Below are 18,988 nucleotides of genomic sequence, written 5' to 3' on the forward strand. Positions count from 1 at the left end.
CTAAAAAACAGAGTTTATTGAAGAAGAATGTATATCCCCGATTGGTTGAATGTCGTTTCTTCCTGAACCCTTTGCGGTGAGGGTGCATCGATAGCCCTTCCTGTCAATCTGAAATCTACTGTGACCGGAACTCCGGGAGTAATAAGGTCACGGATATCATATCGGAATTTGCCAGTATTTTCATCTCGGGCTTCTTCCGGGGATAAAATTCGTTCTCCTACCTGTGTCCAAGTATGCCCTCCATCGACCGAGACGAAATACTGCTCTTTCAACGGGAGGTCCCCCGTGTAATCTCGCTGCCAGGTCCATTCGTAGAGAGTATTTTCTATATTTGTCACTTCGAACTCTGTTTCATTGAAGGTGCCATAGCCTGCCCCCTCACTTTGTAACAAAGAGGCAAAGAGATAGGTGTCGGGCAGAGGCAATGACTGGCGTCCGTCATCAACGGTGTCAAACCATACAGCAGGAACTGAATTGTTGAATAACTTGATGTTTCCGCTCATATTGACCCGGAATGTCATCTTCGCTTCCCACCAGTCATTGAGATACATCGTCCCTATGTTGAAGGGGAAACTCTGGTCTGTTTCCCAACTCGATGTATGGTCAATCCAATCGTACTCGGTCGTTAATAGTTTCGAGTTGTATTTAGTCGTATTTGTGGAAAGGGGTTCAGTTGCTATGTAATCCAGGACATCCGATCCTGGAAGGATTTGCGTATTTACCTCTACGGTTCCATAATCAATCCCCATCTCGGTATTTACCCCGGCTTCTTCCCTGAGCTGTCCGGCTATAAGATCATAAATTGTCAACAAATCGGATCCAGTGGGTGCGACATAGTGTCGTCCACCGGTTCCTTCCGCTAAAGTTTTTAGGGTACTATTTGTCCAGCTGGAAATATCACTTGAAAATGCGATGGTATAGATTTTGATATTATTGTCATATGCGACCCTAGAGAGGTTTTGATTGGTCAAATCCCCAAATCTTGTATAATCCTGCGTTCTGTCCGTATATGAGGTTACAGATTTCTGAGCGGTTGTATAACCGATTCCTCTGGCCAATGGATCTCCATACCAGTTATAATCCCCGTCTGTAATCAGAATAATTGCTTTCACAGCCCCATCTCTTGGGTTGTTGTTAATTTCCTTTATCGATTTGTATAAACCGTATCTTAGTGGAGTACCTCCCATAGGTACTAACCGATTAATTGCATTCGTCACATTCGTTGAATCAAAATCAAGTGCAGGATTCGTATCTACAGTCGCATAATCAGAGTAATACCTATTATTTCCCGGGTAATGTGCTGTTATATATGTAGTGTCATCATCATGCCAGTTCTGCCACTCACAGACATCATCACATTCATCCCAGCAATACCACCACCAGCATACTGTATGGCAGTCCTGATAACAAACATACTTCTGATCGATTCCAGCCCAATAATGCTGGTCATAGTTGTAAATATTCGTTGTTCCGTAATTTCCGAACGAAACTAGACCTTTCCGATCCTGATCAACAGTATTTTGTACGAATGAGACCGCTGCAGCCATTGCAGAAACCATTCTATCCGGGTTATCCTTGAGCATACTCCCAGAACGATCATGGCATATGATCACGTCGATCGGTTTTTTCTCCATTTTATAACCGTCACCAACGAGTCTTACCGTCACCTGTACAGTATCTGAAACATTTACCGTCTCCTTGTCGAGGAATGTCAAGACATTAAGATATGGATAATTTTTCCATGTAACCTCGACTTGTTTGTTAACTTGAACCCCTGAAGGGTTGGTCCAAGTAGCAACTACGTAACAATGCCCAGTAGCGGTAGAATCATAGTTTGGATATGTCGTGGTGAATTTTCCCGGTTTGAAATTCACGATTGCATAGCCATTTTCATCAGTAACAGCCGAACTCGATTCTAGGTACGGAGCCTGGGTTACAGAATAGGATTCATCGTAGTGAATATTGCTAATTGAGAATGTAACCGACTCATTTGATACTCCATCACCTGCGTCGTTAATAACTTTGGCTTTTATCTGGGATACGGCAGTTGATTTTACATCCAAGCTGGCCATAGTTTGTGGATTTGCAGTAATAATAAGGTTCGTGGGATCCGTGCTGATGAAATCAAGCATGATCGGATTTGCAGTAACATTCCTGTTATCAGCCGGAACCGCATTAACAACGACATCCCTTATAGCCATCGATCGGGGTCCGTATTGGAATGAGGCATACCCCGTGGCATTAGTCACAATTACATAATCTTCTCTTTCAGCACCAGCCAGTATGGATATCTCAATTGGTTCCAATTGAAGTCCATTCCCAAATTCATCTGTTACATGATATGTAAGTGTAAATTTTCTTGAATCATCTGAAGGATCGGTACCAGTGTATACCCATGGATTATTCCCCGCTTCACCAACTGGTAGAACATAACCTACAATTCTTGTCGGTATTCCTGTCGCGACTCCAACAACCTGGATATACTTATCTGCTACTGTGGTGACTAGGGGTCGTATAAGAACATAATTAATTCCCGGTTTGGCATCAACTTGGAGGATAGTTTCTGCAATTCCCGATTCATTTACTGCAAATGTAGCATTTTGCAAAAAGTACGATCCATCCCAGACTTTTGCCATATGTGGATAGTATCCCAGTGACGGTGAAGACTCTACGGAAAAAAACACCTCTTCGGGGGTTCTACCCTCATCGGTTTCCCTCTTGCTGTCAATCACATTTCCATACTGGTCAAGCATTCTGACAATAATTGGGGTGGTATTTGCAACCTGCACTTCGGATTGGTAATCGGGATAGTCAGGCGAATCAAATTTGTACGGGAAATTATGATCAATTCGCTGGAGATATTCTTTTGAAACCAGATGTGTATTCTCTCCTTCTCGGTATACTGCAGTCGCATTGATAGTAACATTTCCACTTTTTGTTGATGGCGTGAATTTAACGACACTAATCCCTTGAGAATTTGTTTTCGCAGTCGAAAGGTTCAGCACCCCCATTGTTGAGTCGGATAATGTGTATGAAATATCTAACATCGGAACAGGATTACTCTGGTTGGTGGCAGTAAATACCAAAGTAGAGGGATGTGAAGTGTCACCTGCAATTACCCACCTGGGAGATCCAATTAAAGTTGTGTCGGGGTATCCTTGGATATACAATTTCCCAGACCAGTACCCATAAGGAGAGGCATTGACAGTAACTTCAGCTGTTCCTGTAAGACTATTCGGCGTGAAAACGGTTTGTGCATACCCATCGATCCCGGTCGAGGTATCAAGTGGAGAGAGCTCACCTAAAGAAGGATTATTCACGGAAAAATGGATTGGAACTCCAGGAATCGGATTGCCGGTTGATTGGTCCTTAACAAGGACTGAAATTGTAGCCGGATTTCCGTTTACTGTAAGGAAATCGTTATTCACAGTGACAAGAAGACTCGTCTGCTCCGCCGCCACCAGCGGGACGCAGATCAGCGAGATTAATATCAGTACTATAGCCACCTTTGCGTTCATCGGAAGAACCCCCTTAGTAAGTTGAGATTCGGTTTCCTAGATATATATAAATATGGATATCAATAAAGCTGAAAATTCAATGATATACGGATATTTTCTTGAAATACCTCTTTATTTCGTTTAAAGTAATAAAAGGAGTCCGGGATTATTACCGGTATTTGGATCGACGGGGTTACTCCCCCGGAGTTTAGTTAGACACAGAAGGGAGCTGATATCGCTTTCCAAAATTCGTTCATATAACCGTAGAATTCCAGGCATTTCAGGCATGTGCAGATTAACGAGAACCTTGGTCCTGCAGGTTAGCCATATGCGAATACATTCAAAAAAACACCGTTATATAAATCGAATAAAAGGCCACAATTATCTTCAAGCTTTCACCTTATTTCCCCTAAACAGTTGAATTAATCGATATTTTCCAGTCGGGTGAGCTGTTGTTCCGTTGGAGTATGAGGGTAGAAGCAAATCGGGGGCCGTAACGGGGTAATCTGGGGGACCATTATGAGGGATAATGGCATCAGGATGATCCGTATTTCCCCTGGAAAATCGTGGAAATGCCTGATTTTTAGGGGAGTGCGAATTGACGGAGATGATATCTGATGGGGAAGGCCATATGAGATTACCTCCGAACGAACCCCTTGATGTGAATCGAATAAAAGGATACAATTATCTTCAAGAATTTATCTCATTTTTCTTAAATAGTCGAATTAATCGATATTTTCCATATGAGTGAGCTGTTATTCCGGTGGAAGGCAAGGGCCGAGGTAAATCGGAGGCCGTAACAGGGTTATTTGAGGGACGGTTGCGAAGGGTGCTGTTGCACAGAAAGGGAAGTTCCGGAAGAGAGGGAGTAATGAACCGGAAAAATACCGGAGAAGCGTTGCAAAGAGTGTGCGAGTGAGCTGGCCCGGTAGTCGGCGCCGTGCTCATGAACTGGATAAAGCGCAACTGCAAAAATCGGATATTTCAAAAAAATAACGTAATTTATTGAGTAAATTAAAAAAGTGGTCCCGGATTATTTCACAAATACCCGGCCCGGCGGAGCCACTCCACCTGGGGCCCGGTATAGCGGTAGATGATGTCGCACTTGTCGTCCTGGAAGGACCACGGGATCACGATGAGGATGTCTCCTTCGCGTATCCAGACACGTTTCTTGATCTTCCCCTTTATACGGCCCATCCTGGTGACACCGTCGCCACATTTCACCCGGATGTGATTGGCCCCCATCATAAGTTCGGCAATTGCGAAAATCTCGCGGTTTCTCTTCTTCGGGAGACGAACCCGGATGATCTCCCCGGACTCGTTCTTCTCCTCGCTCTGGTCGGTGATAAATTTCTTAACGGTCAGTACAACATCTCCCGTGCGTCCTCGTTCTTATCAGCATCAGCTACTGCAAACCTTCACTCGTATCAGCATCAGTTACTGCAAGTGGTATACATTTGTTGTACCAGCTTATAGTATTATCCTGCGTGATTTTCCGGATTTCCGTCCGTTATTCTCTCCTTAATGGACCGGATAGTTGTCCCGGGAGGGGATTTGAGGATGAAAAACCTTATAAATATGCCCGGAGGGGCATTTCCAGTCCGCCGGCGGGAGAATGCCAGGTCCGGCTCCCGGTCTTTCCCGATCAGGAACCCGTTTTCCTACCACGAATTATTTATAATTTATGAAATGAATGTACTGCAGTCAATGTTGCTGCCGCTACGCGTATACCGTCAGTTCCTCCCGGGGGTGGACCCCGCATGGATGAAGTGACCCGGATCCTGCACGACCTTAAGAGCGACGACTGGACGGTCCGCCAGGAGGCCGTGGGGAGGATTGGGCAGATCCGCGATCCCGAGGTTCTTAACCACCTGCTCTCAAGGCTCCGGACCGAGAAGTGGTACATCCGGGAGGCGGTCGCTTCCGGGATCCGATCCCTGAACGATCCCCGGGTCGCGGAGCCGCTGGTCCGATGCCTCTCGGACGACGACGATATCGTGCGGAACGCGTGCGCCCGAGCACTCGGGAACATGCATTATAAGAACGCCGAAAGAGCGCTTGAAAAAGCGGCGAAAGATCCCGACAGCAGGGTAAGCAAATCGGCACGCGCCGCCCTGGAAAAGATCCGGGGATAAGAATTCACAGGAGACGGAGCATCTCCTGTTCTGAACTTTTTCAGTTTCTTTCCTGTAATTCGGGACCGGTCAGTCTGCCGGACTATCCCGCCCGGGGTCGCATCACCACGTCTCCCCACACCGTCAGCCCGGAGCGGGACTGCTATTTCCATCCGGCCGCGATGCCGCGATGGTCGGACCCGGGCGTCCGTCAGCGGTCTTTACGCTCGCCCTTCAGCCCGTAATGCCGCTGGAGGAACTCACGGACCTTCTCGGACTCCAGGTATCCCCGGTCCAGACGGCTGATCAGCCCGTCGATCTTTGCGATCTGGTCCAGGATCCGGTTCCGGTCCGGTTCCCGGTCGAGCATCATCTCTCCCATGATCACCTGGAGCGGGTTCCTGATCTGGTCGTTTAAGACCGCAAACTGGACCATGTTCCGGGAGATCTGGTCCAGGCTCTCAGCGAGTTTTTCCTGGAATATCTTTCGCTCGGTGATGTCCCGGACGATGGAGAGGACCACCTTCCGCCCCCGGAACTCGAAAATATGGGCGCTTATCTCAACCGGGACCTGCTCGCCGCTCTTCTTTACGTGAACCCCCTCGAACGTGGCATGCCCGTTTTTGGCAAGCTCCCGCATCACGGCAGGGACGTGGTCGCGGGTCCCCGGGGCATCGATATCCTCCGGGGTCATCGTAAGGAACTCTTCCCTGGAATACCCGAGCCGCTCGCATGCGACCCTGTTCACCTCGATGAACCTCCCCGGAGCGTCCCACGCATTCAGCTCGTGCAGGAAAATCACGTCGCCCGCGTTGTTGAACAGTTCACGGAACTTCTCCTCGCTCTCCTGCATGGCGAGCTCCGCGTTCCGGCTCTCGGTCACGTCACGGATGTACCCCCCGATGAAGATCGTGCCGTGCTCAGGACGCACGAGGAACTTGCGGGTCTCGAAGATACGGTCGCCGGCCCGTTCCTCGGTGATCACCGGCTTTTCCGAGACCAGGGCCTCGTTGTCGGACGCCACGCATTTCTCCGCCGCACCCTCTTCCATAAGCTGGAAGTCCGTCTTTCCCACGATTCCTGCTTCCGGGAGCCCGAAAAACCGCTGGAGCTCGGCGTTCGCCACCACGTACCGGTGGTCCGGGTCCTTCAGGAAGGCCATATCGTTCATGGAGTCTATGAACGTCCGGTACCGCAGCTCGCTGTTCTCCAGCGCCTCCCTCGCATGCACCTCGGCGGTGACGTCCCGGATGATGCCCTGGTACCCCGTGATCTTCCCCGTCCCGTCCCGTTTCGCCACACTGGTGATCTGGGCATGGATCCGCGTCCCGTCCTTCTTCTGCAGCAGGACCGGGTACTCCACGCTGTACCCCCGGGAATCGATGACCGAGAGGTGCCGGGCCCTTTCCTCCGGGTCGGCGTAGATATCGATCACCGGGGTCTTCATCAGTTCCTCCCGGTCCCGGTACCCGAAGAGTGAGACCGCCGCCTTGTTGACATCGATCCAGCCTCCCTCCTTCGAGGTGATGAACACGCTGTCCCGGGATGTGGAGAAGAACGCCCGGTATCGTTCCACGCTCGCCTCAAGCTCCCGGTCCTTCTTCCCCCGCAACCGTTCGAAATACACCACACCGCCCGCGGCGATCAGGATAATGGCGAATACTCCGAAGAAAGCGGTCCATCCCATGAACCGGCTTCGCTCCACCACCAGCGACTGGTCCATGTCCACCCCGACCAGGCCGGTGACGGTCCCGTCATCCGCACGTACCGGAGCGTATCCGGAGAGCACGCTCCCCCACTGGTCGGTGGTGAAGTCGCGGTCCGCAGAAGGGCGGACGAACCCTTCCCGCATATCGGGGGGCGGGTCTGGATACACCTGCCCGATCTTCGCCGCATCTGGGGCGGTTCCGTAATCCGCGTCCACCACGAAGACCACACGGTCCGCTTCCTCGCGCATGATATAGGCGAACCGGATCGACGGGACCTCATCCCGTGCCCGGGCCAGCTCGTCCCGGAGCGCAATGAACTCCGGGGTGCCCTCGTCCCCGGGTGAAAGTGCGGCCACCCGGTCCCCGTCGACCCGGGCGGCGATCAGCGTCGCCGCAGTGATCAGCTCGTGGCGGGTCTCCTCCTTTACCTGGTTGGTCGCCTGCTGGTAGGCATAGGTAAAGGTCCCGAAGGTGACCAGAAGAATGATCAGCAGGAAGATGAGTCCCCCACGGCGGGTAAGCAGCGTAGAGATCCGGCGGTTCTCCTTTTTCGGGAGATCTCCGGCAGATTCCGTCATCGCGGCAGGGGGGGACCGGCCCGGGTCCTCCATAGATTCGTACGGAAGTGGTTGGAGTGCCTATGGTTTAATGGTGACTGTAGTCCCGATCCATAAACAAAATAACACCTTTCAACCTTATTTTCCCGGGATACCGCCACGAAATGCGTCAGAATCCGTTCGATCCCCCCCCTGACCCGGGTGACTGAAGGAGACGGGGAGAAGCCGGCGAAAAACTCTTTATCGCTCCCGGTCCGGGTGTTCCATTCCGGTAACGCGGGGTACCCGAACCTCTGACGACCTCCTTGAGCCCCGAAACCCGTAAGAGCCGGAAAATGTTCAGAAACGACTGGAGCTGCACAATTGACAAGGAGACAGGGCTGCGTGCCCTGCCCCCGGGAAATCCGGCCGGTTCATTCGACCGGTTTTGCGTACTTCTCTGGAAGCAGGGCGATCACCAGCGAGGTGACCACCAGGGTTGCCGCTACCTCGGGGAGTATCGCCACGGCGGTCCCGACATAGAGGGGGATGAAGGGAACACCGAGCGTCAGCGAGGCGATCCCCTGGTGGAGGGGGAGGAGGAAGACGTAGTAATACACCGGGAGCGAGGCCATCCACAACGCTGCGCGTGTCCATCTCCCGCCGCCGGACTTTATGGTCCACCGCCAGATCACCGCATACCAGGCACCCCACAGGAACCCGGCGAGCATGTGGGACGGGATGTTCCGCTCCGGGGCATAGAGGACCCCCTGGAGAAACCCTACGATAAGCCCTCCGTAAGGCCCGGAAAACGCCGACCCGAGGGTCACGAATATCTCGCTCGGCTCGGCGATCATCCCCTGGCCGAGCGGGATGGAGATAGAGGTAAAGAGGGTGGCGGCGGCGGCGATGCCGAATGCCAGGGCCACTGCCAGCTGCCGGGCGCTCAGGCGGGGGGTGAGTAGCCCGGGTTTCCGATCTCCCATGTACCTCCACCATGGGAGCGAAAACCAGTAAATGGTTGCGGGAGGGTGCGTCTTATCCGGGAATGCCACCGGAGTATTTTCCCGTTTGACCAGTGACGGGATACCGAATCCGCAGTAAACGGCCGGACCCGGAAAACGCGGGATGCGGTCATCCGGGGTGGAAATATATAAATAGTGCGATAGCCACTATCGACCTGGCGAGTTATCATGCCGTCATTCAAATGCAAAAACATCGGAATGGACTGCCCCTTCGAGACTTCCGCTCCAACAGAGGCGGAGCTCGAGCAGAAGATCGCGGACCATGCACGAAGCGTCCACAATATCAAGACCCTTGATAAGGATATGTGGATGAAGATCAAGAAGACCATCAAGTAAACAAGGTGGTATCGGCCGGGCACTCCGGCCGGAACCCCCACCAAAGATCCCCATTGTGAAGTATTCACCCTTAACGAAGCTATAGCGTTCCTTCACCCAATCGGGTCAATTCCTGCAATCCCTGGTATCTTTATCCGTAGGTTGACTGCCTGGCACCCGACCGGCTCCCTTTGCGATCATGAGACCGCCCGGGTTCACGTGGTTTGGGGTCTAGCCCAGCCTGTCAGACCGGGCCGATGAGCTTTTTCCCATAGAGTTCCCCGGATTTTCCGATCTCCGCACCGGCCAGGAGGTCTTCGAGCGCATCGTTCACCGCAACGGGGGAGACCCTGATCCGGTACTGCCGGAACAGGGCTTCCGCCAGCTGCCCGGAGGTGAGGACCTCGCGTTCCAGGATCCGCCCGCAAAAACCCACTACATCCTCGTGGACCGCCCACGGGTAGATTATCCACCGCCACTCCTTCTCCTCGCGGGCGAAATAATCCGGGCGGAACACCGATCCTGACTTGTGCTGGAGCACCGCCGTCCGGATCTCCCGGGGCGAAAAACCCTGCAGATATTTGATCGCGTACTGCAACGTCTCCCCGGAGTCGGTGACATCGTCCACCACCAGGACCTTCTGCCCCCTGATATCCACCGCGATCGGGAACCGTACCCTGACCTCCGGTTTCTCTCTCGCTGCGCTTCCCCAGTGCTCCATCTTGAAACTGGTGAGCATGTCCTGGAGCATAAAATCGCAGACCACCCGGGCGGGCACGTACCCGCCGCGCCCGACGGCGATCACGATGTCGGGGGCGTAACAGTCCTCCTTGACCATGCCGGCAAGCGTCCGGGCCATCTCGTAGCTGTCCTGCCAGGTCACCAGTTCGCAGGGAAATTCATCGGGGATCATCACCCCCCCTCTGCCCTCCAAAATATTTGAAGTACCCTCCCCGGCCCCCGGCTGCCCCCCGTTCACCCGGGTGCCCGGGCGTCCATTGCCAGGTCTTTGGGAGGTGGCCGGCGGACCGGGTGCAGATATATTCCCGGACTCCATTACACTACTGTACTGATACGAAGTCCGTAGGGGGCCGTTCTTGTGATCGAGGTCTATATCCTGGTGTTCTCATTCGCGGTGCTGGCATTCGGGCTGATCTCGCACCGCATCGAACGGATGGTGATCACCGCTCCCATGGTCTTCGTCATCGCCGGCCTCCTCACCGGGAGCGCAGGGTATGTCGCCCCGGAATACGGTCTCGGACAGGACCTCGTCCTGATCCTGGTTGAACTTACCCTGGTCCTTACACTCTTCACCGACGCCGCCCGCATCAACCTGCCCCGGCACTGGGGAACCGTCTCCATCCCCGCCCGCCTCCTGGCGATCGGCCTCCCGCTTACCATCGTCGCGGGAATGGCAGGTGCCGCATTCCTCTTCCCCGGGCTCACCCTCCTCGAGGCCCTGCTCCTCGCGATCATCCTCACCCCCACGGATGCCGGCCTGGCCCTCCCGATCGTCAACAACAGACTGGTCCCGGTGCGGATCAGGAACGCCATAAACATCGAGAGCGGGTTAAACGACGGGATCGTGTTCCCCCTGTTCGTGATTGTCCTTGCGGTCCTTGAGAGCGAGATCTTCTCGATCTCCACCGGGTCCATACTGACATTCCTTCTCGAGCAGGTCGGGCTCGGTGTCCTGACCGGGATTTTCATCGGTCTCGCGGGGGGGTGGCTCATGAGCAGGGCGATCGGACGGGGATGGATGACCCCCACCTACCAGCGCCTGGGCTTAGTCGCGCTCGCCTTCATCACCTGGGCGCTCGCCGGTGAGATCGGGGGGAACGGGTTCATCGCAGCGTTCACCGGGGGGCTCTTCGCCGGGTACGTGATGAAGGCGATGGGCAAAAAAGTGATAGATTTCGCCGAGGCCGAGGGGCAGCTCCTCATCCTGGCGGTCTTCTTCATATTCGGTATCTTCATGGCAACACTCCTGCCAGGGATGACCTGGCAGTACGTGGCGTACGCGGTTATCTCCCTCACCCTGGTCCGCATGATCCCGGTGAAGATCTCATTTGCCGGCTCCCACCTCCGGCCCCAGACCGGCTGGTTCGTCGGCTGGTTCGGACCGAGAGGGCTCGCGTCCATCGTGCTCCTGATCCTCGCCCTGCAGCAGCTCTCATCGGATGCCTTCTCCCGGACCATCTCCCTCGCGGTGGGTGCTACCGTGACACTGAGCGTCTTTGCCCACGGTATCACTACCATGCCTCTCATCGGCAGGTATGCAAAAGCGGTCTCCGGAATGAGCGCTGAAGCACCGGAGAAGGAAGAGGTCGAAGAAGTGCCCGCCCGGTCGAGCGTAATCTTCGGTCACCATAAGGAAGATTAGGGTACGGCCGTCCCGAAACGATCCGTTCAGGCACCGGACCGGGTTTCCCGACGGTTCCGGGACCGGCAGAGGCAACCGTTATTATCACCGGAGCATCCAGTAGTTGACATGAAGATCCAGTTGTTCCTCCTGGCGTGCTCGTTCCTTGCCGCCGGGGTGTTCGTCTCCGGCTGCAGCCTGCTCTTCAAGGACCCGGAGATCTCGGTGAAGAGCGTGGTGCCCACTTCGTTTTCTCTCAACGAGATAGCCCTCAACGTGACCCTCGATGTGAACAACCCGAATTCGATGGGTATCACCCTCAAGACCCTCTCGTTCGACGTCTACTACCAGCAGGGGAACGACTGGGTATACCTCTCCCACGGCGAGCAGAGCGGGGTCCGGGTCAACCCCGGCGAGAACGAAGTCACCATACCCGTCACGGTAAACAACGTGCAGCTGGGCAAGTCGCTCATCAGCCTGGTCAGCCAGGGGCAACTGACCCTGCAGATCCGGGGCTACGCCGCCCCCGACATCCTCGGGTTCGGCCCGAAGATCCCCTTCACCCATACCACCACCGTCTCCCTCTAAGGGGGACTCCCCCTTCCCCCTTTCCGGCCTTTTTCCTGGTGGCCGACCGAATCCTCTCCCGGTGTCCCGTGAGGGGCTGATCGTCCGGAATGGCCGGCACCGGAACACGAAAGTATCCTCCTTTCGCCTGGATCGGGAAATCGGCGGGCATTATCAGGGAGTATGGATTTGCCGGAACACGCCGGTCCTGGATATCGCGGTTTCGGGAGATTATCCAAGAGCACCATTGTCGATTCCGATCGGACGTCAGGCGACTCGTAGTGCAGGTCCTTCTACGGCCAGGTCCCAAAACAGCATACCTGCATCCGGGGAATGCTCCGGAAAAACCCTGGGAATATCCGTATTCCCCTTTATATCGTAAGAAATCCACGGGGAACCAGGCTGGTGGCGAGCATCACACTGTTTATCTCTTCGTGCTCCTTCCAGGTGGGTGCATCCCTGTTTACGGCGTCCAGCCAGAACTCGCTGAGGGTATCGGCCAGGAGGAGATACTCGTCCAGCTCTGCCACCTGACGCTGCAGAGACGTCATCTCCCCGAACACGCCCGGACGCTCTTCGATCAAGTCCCCGATCATCCTCACCCCCGAGAGCCCGATCGCGAGCCCGAGCTCCCTGAAAGCGAGACGGTAGGTGGCGGGAAGACGGAGGGTCCCGCTCTTCACGAACGATTTGAGGCCGGTCCGGGCAGCGCTGAGGACCGTCTCGATCAGCCCGGGGGAGCGGATGGCTCCCCCCGCCATGAGCTGGGCGATCCGTGTAGCGTCGGAAAGGAGACTCCCCACCCCCAGGGGGTCGTCCGTCGGCACGACCGACCCGCGGCAGATCTCCGCGAAGTCCGCGATCTCGAGGCGAAGGTCAGGGAGTCCTGCGGAAGGGAACATGGAAGCGGTGGTCATCTGCAGTTCGTGGCAGGTGACGAACCCGTCGAGGGGGTCGTGGAGACCTATCGAAGCGACCTGCGGGAAGGAGAGATCGATGCTCATCTTCCAGTACATCATCCTCTTCCCCCCGTGCGGGGAGTTGTACGTAAACGCTGCGTGAGCCGCCCTGGCAAGCTCCATCGCCCACCGGACGTACGTCGGGTCGCCGGTCGCCCGCCCGACCCGCCCGAGGGCGTGCATCCACCGGGTCAGGTAATGGAAGTACTGCCCGTCACGGTCCCACTCGAGCATATCGTCAGGAGGATCTCCTTTGCGACGCTCGGGGAGCGTTTTTCCGATGCGAAGACCTCCCCGGGTAGGACTGACTTCTCCCTCCTCCTCCGACAGCCCGCTGATCCAGCCTTTCCGGGAGTCGTCCCCCCGGTGACGGCCGAGACTGTGGTGCACCTGGTATACCAGGGCCAGGGCCAGGTCCCTGCAGGACCCCGCCCCCATCTGCCGGAACAACTCAAGGTAGTTGCACACCGCGAACGCGTCCGTCCACAGGTAGCGCCCGGGGCGCTCCCGTTCCGGCGAAAGCCCGGTGCCGCGGGCAAAGTCCCGCATGATATCCCCGGCAATCGCAATGGTCTCATCCTGGTCCATCTCGTCACATCCTCTCGGGCCGGCCCGCACCTGCATAAGAGCAGCCCGGATATCGTTATCAGGGTTTCGGGTACCGTCCCCCGGTCCGGGTTACTCCCCCCTCCCCGGGGTTGGCGAAGGTCCCGCCTTCTATGCCCCGACGGTCGGCAGGGCCCGGGTCACGGAACGTTGCAGGATACCGGATCGGACTTTTCGCCTGACGACGGGCAACGTTACCCACATCTTTTTATGCAGGCAGTCCCAGTTCACCTCATTACATCGAGGTGTCAAAAAACCATGGATACTGAACGAGAGAAGATCCTTCTGGCAGCCGTCCACGCCACGACCTTCAAACCCGACTACATGACCAACGATAAGCTGGAGGCGGCGACCCGGGGGCACGGCGCCCTGGTGATCCCCGTCTTTGCCGCGGCCAACTCGCTCGCAGAGGACATCTTCTGCAGCGTAGGGATCCCCGAGATGCACCTGATGGACCGGATGACGGTGGTCGATGCCTCCGCGGCCCAGCTCCCACTGGACATGGTGATCGAGAAAGCGGTGCGGGAAGCAATGCGGGCGGGTGCGGAGCCGGCAAACGCGGCGCTTATCGTGGCGGCACTGGCCTACTTCTCCGGCAGCTGCGCCCGGGCGGGTGTCCCGCTCGGCAACCGGAAGCTCGGGGCGATCGCCAGGATGCACGCCGGGGCGGACCGGACGAGCGCCATCGCCCTGACCACCAACAAGTTCACCCACCGGGTCCCGTCTTTTCCCGCGTACATGGCCATCTACCAGAACCTGATGGACAAGAAGCTCACCTCCCTCGACGGGGCGGTGCTTCCACCATTTGTCGCGGGCGGCGGGGTCATGGGCCATGCCGCACTGGGAGAGGACTACAATATTCCTGAACTGGCCCGGAATGCAGCAAGGGTAGGGACCGAGGCGCTCATGAGGAGCATGGAAGGGGCCGGGACCACCCCCTATCCGCTCTGGCCCGCGCTTATCGGCGCCGCGGTGACCATGGAGCTGGTCCACCCCGACGCCATGCTCGGCGAGGCATTCGGCAAGTTCGGTGAAGTGGACTCGGCCTACCTTGCGGGAAAGGGGGCCATGGAAGCGGCGAAACTTCCGGCGAAACTCCACATGCGGGGGACCGGGGAGGAGTACGACACGGCCCGGGTGGTCGGCGACTTCGGACTTATCCTGAAGGACATCGGGGGGCCCTCGGTCATCGGGTCGATGGCTACCAACGAGATATTCGCCTGTTTCCAGGAATCTCCCATTATCGGTGCGGGCTTCTCCGGCGGGCCGGTGAACGTCCCCCTCGGGCACCTCGCAGGAGACACCGTCCCCGCCCTCCGCCTGCTTCTCAGTCACGGGGGGGATGTAGACGCGACCGCGGAGGCAATCCGGGACTATAAGCTCCAGTCCTTCATCGACCCTGAGCTCGCCCTCTGCGCCCTGAACACCATCTCCCGGAAGGCGGAACAGGTCACCCGCGGCTCGGTCAGCCAGGCCTGCGTCCTGGCCAGCGAATCGGTCCGGGACCGGGCGATCTACCGCCGGGCCGCCACGGTATACGAGATGATGAAGGCCGGGAAATCCATCGAGGATGCCGCCCGGGCGCTTGACGAGGAACGGAAAGCCACCGTGGAGGCACGGGGCTCCGCCGTCCTTTCCGCGTTCACCGGGAAGAAGATCGTGTTCAAATTCACCGAGATCGCCCCCCAGGCACGGCGGACCGACAAGTTCACCGCGAAATACTGGGGTTTCGACGCAAAGTGCTCCTACGATATCTCCATAGACGGGAAGACCCTGCACATCGATAACCTCACCGCCAAAGTGGTCCCGGACTACGCCCTCAAGGGCAAAGGGAGAGACAACCCCGACATGGGCACCGCGATCTTCGCCGGGGCCGTACTCATCCAGGAGATGCAGTACATCGGCAACACCATCCTGAACATCACCGTACCGGCCGCAATCGCCGGTGCGATGGGGATGGATCCCGCGGAGGCCGGGAAGAGGGCCGCGAAAGGGGCGTACCTCACCAACGCGATACCCGGCGGGAAAGAAACCGCGACCAGGGTAGCAAAGGTCGCAAAGATGGTCTATGCCAGGCTCAACGAACCGTTCCCCTGAAAAAATACTCATAAATACCTCTTTTTCGGGAATCCTGAGAATCAACGTTTTTTCCGGAGATATCGACACTGTCCCCGGTGGAGTGTTCCGGCTCACGGATGAACACGTCCCATAAAACTACCTGAAATGAACGCGGATTCAGGCCTCTTATACTCTATAGTAAAAGTGTAGTGCGAGAGGGGGACCTGTACTTTGTCCGGGGTGAAGCGGTGGCCATGTTCCTGAGTGGCGGCTTCACCCCTGGTTACATTCCCGTCCTTCCAGTTCCATTATCCGTGCTTCCGCCCGGGCGAGCTTTTCCCGCGCATACCGCCTCTGCAGGGCAACTCCCGCCTGCCGCACGAACGCCTCGATCGTCTCCTTGTTCCTGATTTCATTCCCCTTTTTCAACCGGATTGTTACCGAACCGTAAAGTCCGCCCCTGCAGACGCATCCCATGGCATAATTCTTACCCAGTTCGAGCTGCTCCTGTATCCTGTCGCACAGTTCCTCCGGGAACATCCGGAAAAGCTGGAGGTAGAGACGTTCCGCACCCTCCTCCAACTGGCTCATGGTAAGAAAAGGGGTCGCTTCCGGGGCATTTTCCATTGCAAAAAGAGAGCCTTCGGGGGAAATACCAAGGCCACTGAAGAGCCCCTGGATCAGGCCCGGATCACCCCCGACCGCGGCGAGGAGGAGCGTATTTGTCCGGGGATTGACGGAGCTGACTCCTACCATGCTTCCGGGGACAAGTTCCGCGGTCCGGTCCGCAATATACTGGTAAATGTTCTCGTCGTCTCCCATGTCGGCGAGCGTCGCCGATGTCCTGGCGAGGAATTCAAGGTTGTGAAGGTACTCCATCTGCGCCGTAAGATCCTTCAACAGGACCGTGGTTCCCCGGACCCCGTCCTCAAAGAGCGTGGGGACGCCCCGGGCTGAGAAATGGAAGACATTCTCCCGCGGGCCTGGATCACCTTTCCGGAGAGTGAACTCACGGGTGATCTCCTTCTCTCCGCAGAGCCCGGAAACCAGGGCTGCCAGGTACGGGACCTCCCTGACCGGGGTGGGAATATTACCAATATCCTTTCCCTGGATTGCTAAATCGTCTTCAATCCCGAAAAATTCACGAAATTGTGGATTTGCAGCGAGCAGGCAGTCATGCTGATCCACCATGCAGATCAGTTCGGAAGAGAACATCAGCAGGGCCTGTGCAGGGACTCTTTTCATCGGATAAAACACCCTGCAGACCCCGAAAGTCCGGTATTCCGCTTCACCTTTCGCCACAAGGATCTCCAGGTACTTGTTCACCGAGTTCCGGTTCATCTTCTGGCGTCTCGCGATCTCCTGGACGGTCAGGCCCCTCCGGTTGCACTCGAGGATCCCTTTTATCTGATACTCTGCATCCTGCGGTTTCATAACCGATACGCTGCGTTTCGTACCAGGCATATTAAAAGATAGCATGATCGGGGAGCAATTTCCTGGAGAGCCTTTGAACTCACGAGGATTACCTGACGATCAATTCGCAGGATCACGGACCTGTGAGCGGGATCCGAAGAAACAACCCCTGGGGGTCCAGGTCAGGACATCCTGGTTGCCGTGCGCTTTTCTACAGAAGGACCATCTTTCCCGTTTTCTCTCGGCTCCTGTCAGCGTCCTGAAGAATCACTCATCAGATATCCCCCGAACCCCAGCATCCAGACCAGTACCGGGTATACGATCCACCGTTCGACCCCGCCGATCCCCAGGGGGGCAAGCGGGGCCGACTGTCCCAGTGCAAAATACGAGACGAGGGTGAACAGGGTGATAACCCCCAGTATCACCGAAAAGTACCGGAAGGGAACGGTCTCTACCCGGTACGCGGCAATGGCGGAAATCCCCCCCGCGAGGAAGGCGAGAAGGGCGAAGATGGCGTGCACGGTGCCGTAGTTCCCGGGAAAGATCCCGACCCCCAGGACCCCGGCACCGAGCAGGGTCAGGGGGATGGAAACGAGCAGGTATCCGAAGGCCCGGTGGACGAAAAAGGAGGCGGCGATGATGAGCAGCCCCGTGACGATCATCGTTGCGTTGAAGATGGTCGCGGACGGCTGGACTATGATGTCCGGAGGAACAGACGCACCGAGGTCGCTGATCGTATTCTCCGCCGTACTGTAGCCGGGGTAGAGAGCTTCCGCGGAAATAATCCCCATGAGTGCAATCGCCCCCGCGAGAAAAAAAACAGCTCCGGCTGCCACCCGGTCCCGCACAGGACTGATTTTCATCATATTCAGCGCCGGACCCAGATATATACCGATATCGCCGCGATCCCCGCGGCTATCGCCAGCCCGAATGCAAGGATATCGCCGGTTCCGTTCCAGGTGAGGGTCTCCCCGAGAATGAGCACCGCGAGGGCGATTATCACCAGCCCCAGGAGTTTGTCCTTCAGGTCGTCGAGATCGCAGATCTTCAGCCACCCGGGGAGCGGTGCTTTTGCGATGAAGAGCTCGTAGAGGCCCAGGGCGATGATGTAAAACACGGTAGCCACGAGGAAGAGGTCTATGATCTCGATGAAGACCGCCAGAATCTCCTTGATCATGTTGATATCAAGCGTCATTTCTGACACCGTGGAAACGATGGTCGATATCGTGACCAGGAAACCCAGGATAAAGAGGAATATCGCGATCAGTGCCGTTCCTATCACGGCGAGGAAGAACAGCCACCTGCTCGAGTCCGATATCACCCGGATCGTCCGGTCCCCGGAGTCCGCCGGTTCGCATGCCTCAGGTTTCTCATTCATGGTCGGTTCCCTGTTATTCCTCGGTTGTCGTCCGGGATTATTACATATTCCCCCGGTCATTCGGGATAAGTATCCCTTACTCTGTGATCCCGACGCCGACCCCGACTCCCGGTGAAAACGGTTTCACTGCTGGAGTCGGTTTCCCCGTCCGCCGTGATCCACGGATGCATCTGTACATTTGCCTGTGCTGCACGGCTCCAAAAAAATTAAAAAATGCGACGATGCGAGTGGCAGGATTCGAACCTGCGAACTCCTGCGAGAATCGATCTTGAGTCGATCACCTTTGGCCGCTCGGTAACACTCGCGCAGCATGATATATGTCGCCGGATGGTATAAGCGTTTGAGCTTCGTAGGGAGGAGGGAAAGGAACGAACATACCTGTCCATTCCCTGTGTTTCCCCGACCAGGCCGGAGCTGGAACCCGAGGGTCGGATCAGGTGAACGACTCC

14 protein-coding genes and 1 tRNA gene are annotated in these 18,988 nt (G+C 56.2%); 5 read left to right on the forward strand and 10 right to left on the reverse strand.

Translation table 11 applies throughout. The features are described 5' to 3' along the window. Positions 1–14: 14 nt before the first annotated feature. Entirely contained in the window at positions 15–3,518 is a 3,504-nt protein-coding gene (locus J2741_RS06305; RefSeq protein ID WP_209674151.1) for a VWA domain-containing protein, read from the reverse strand. A gap of 1,017 nt (positions 3,519–4,535) precedes the next feature. Continuing rightward, on the reverse strand, positions 4,536–4,844 hold the full coding sequence (gene eif1A / locus J2741_RS06310; protein ID WP_209675553.1) for a translation initiation factor eIF-1A: 309 nt from the start codon (positions 4,842–4,844) through the stop codon (positions 4,536–4,538). Between the two features lie 413 nt (positions 4,845–5,257). Here eif1A and J2741_RS06315 point away from each other — a divergent pair, with 413 nt between their 5' ends. Next, positions 5,258–5,632, forward strand: coding sequence for a HEAT repeat domain-containing protein (locus J2741_RS06315; RefSeq protein WP_209674152.1), 375 nt, complete (start codon positions 5,258–5,260; stop codon positions 5,630–5,632). 190 nt (positions 5,633–5,822) lie between these two features. Here the strand turns inward: J2741_RS06315 and J2741_RS06320 are convergent, their stop codons facing one another. Beyond that, a complete protein-coding gene (locus J2741_RS06320; protein WP_209674153.1) occupies positions 5,823–7,898 on the reverse strand; it encodes a PAS domain S-box protein in 2,076 nt (691 codons plus the stop codon). A 392-nt stretch (positions 7,899–8,290) separates the two neighbouring features. Next, complete coding sequence (locus J2741_RS06325) at positions 8,291–8,842, reverse strand: hypothetical protein (RefSeq protein ID WP_209674154.1); 552 nt, start codon at positions 8,840–8,842, stop codon at positions 8,291–8,293. Positions 8,843–9,049: 207 nt separating this feature from the next. On the opposite strand from J2741_RS06325, the gene J2741_RS06330 reads away from it, so the two are divergent. Then, entirely contained in the window at positions 9,050–9,217 is a 168-nt protein-coding gene (locus J2741_RS06330) for a DUF1059 domain-containing protein (RefSeq protein WP_280897442.1), read from the forward strand. Between the two features lie 223 nt (positions 9,218–9,440). On the opposite strand, the gene J2741_RS06335 is transcribed toward J2741_RS06330, so the two are convergent. Next, positions 9,441–10,109: a phosphoribosyltransferase gene (locus J2741_RS06335; RefSeq protein WP_209674156.1), complete on the reverse strand. Its 669-nt coding sequence runs from the start codon at positions 10,107–10,109 to the stop codon at positions 9,441–9,443. 186 nt (positions 10,110–10,295) lie between these two features. Here J2741_RS06335 and J2741_RS06340 point away from each other — a divergent pair, with 186 nt between their 5' ends. Both J2741_RS06340 and J2741_RS06345 read left to right on the forward strand, forming a co-directional pair. Then, positions 10,296–11,579: a cation:proton antiporter gene (locus J2741_RS06340; RefSeq protein ID WP_209674157.1), complete on the forward strand. Its 1,284-nt coding sequence runs from the start codon at positions 10,296–10,298 to the stop codon at positions 11,577–11,579. A gap of 108 nt (positions 11,580–11,687) precedes the next feature. After that, positions 11,688–12,146: an LEA type 2 family protein gene (locus J2741_RS06345; RefSeq protein ID WP_209674158.1), complete on the forward strand. Its 459-nt coding sequence runs from the start codon at positions 11,688–11,690 to the stop codon at positions 12,144–12,146. Positions 12,147–12,496: 350 nt separating this feature from the next. On the opposite strand, the gene J2741_RS06350 is transcribed toward J2741_RS06345, so the two are convergent. After that, positions 12,497–13,708, reverse strand: coding sequence for a hypothetical protein (locus J2741_RS06350; protein WP_245249434.1), 1,212 nt, complete (start codon positions 13,706–13,708; stop codon positions 12,497–12,499). A 240-nt stretch (positions 13,709–13,948) separates the two neighbouring features. Between J2741_RS06350 and J2741_RS06355 the strand changes: the two genes are divergently transcribed. Continuing rightward, entirely contained in the window at positions 13,949–15,787 is a 1,839-nt protein-coding gene (locus tag J2741_RS06355; RefSeq protein ID WP_209674159.1) for a hypothetical protein, read from the forward strand. A 234-nt stretch (positions 15,788–16,021) separates the two neighbouring features. Here J2741_RS06355 and J2741_RS06360 read toward each other — a convergent pair whose 3' ends face one another. The 4 genes from J2741_RS06360 to J2741_RS06375 form a co-directional block, all read right to left on the reverse strand. Then, entirely contained in the window at positions 16,022–17,182 is a 1,161-nt protein-coding gene (locus J2741_RS06360; protein ID WP_209674160.1) for a PAS domain-containing protein, read from the reverse strand. A 230-nt stretch (positions 17,183–17,412) separates the two neighbouring features. Further along, the gene (locus J2741_RS06365; RefSeq protein WP_209674161.1) at positions 17,413–18,027 is read right to left on the reverse strand and encodes a DUF998 domain-containing protein; all 615 of its coding nucleotides are present in this window, start codon (positions 18,025–18,027) and stop codon (positions 17,413–17,415) included. Between the two features lie 2 nt (positions 18,028–18,029). Beyond that, positions 18,030–18,539, reverse strand: coding sequence for a YqhA family protein (locus J2741_RS06370; RefSeq protein WP_209674162.1), 510 nt, complete (start codon positions 18,537–18,539; stop codon positions 18,030–18,032). A 222-nt stretch (positions 18,540–18,761) separates the two neighbouring features. Next, a tRNA-Leu gene (locus J2741_RS06375) sits at positions 18,762–18,844 on the reverse strand. Between the last annotated feature and the right edge of the window lie 144 nt (positions 18,845–18,988).

It is taken from the genome of Methanolinea mesophila, assembly GCF_017873855.1.
In the GTDB taxonomy this organism is placed as follows: Archaea; Halobacteriota; Methanomicrobia; order Methanomicrobiales; family Methanospirillaceae; genus Methanolinea_B; species Methanolinea_B mesophila.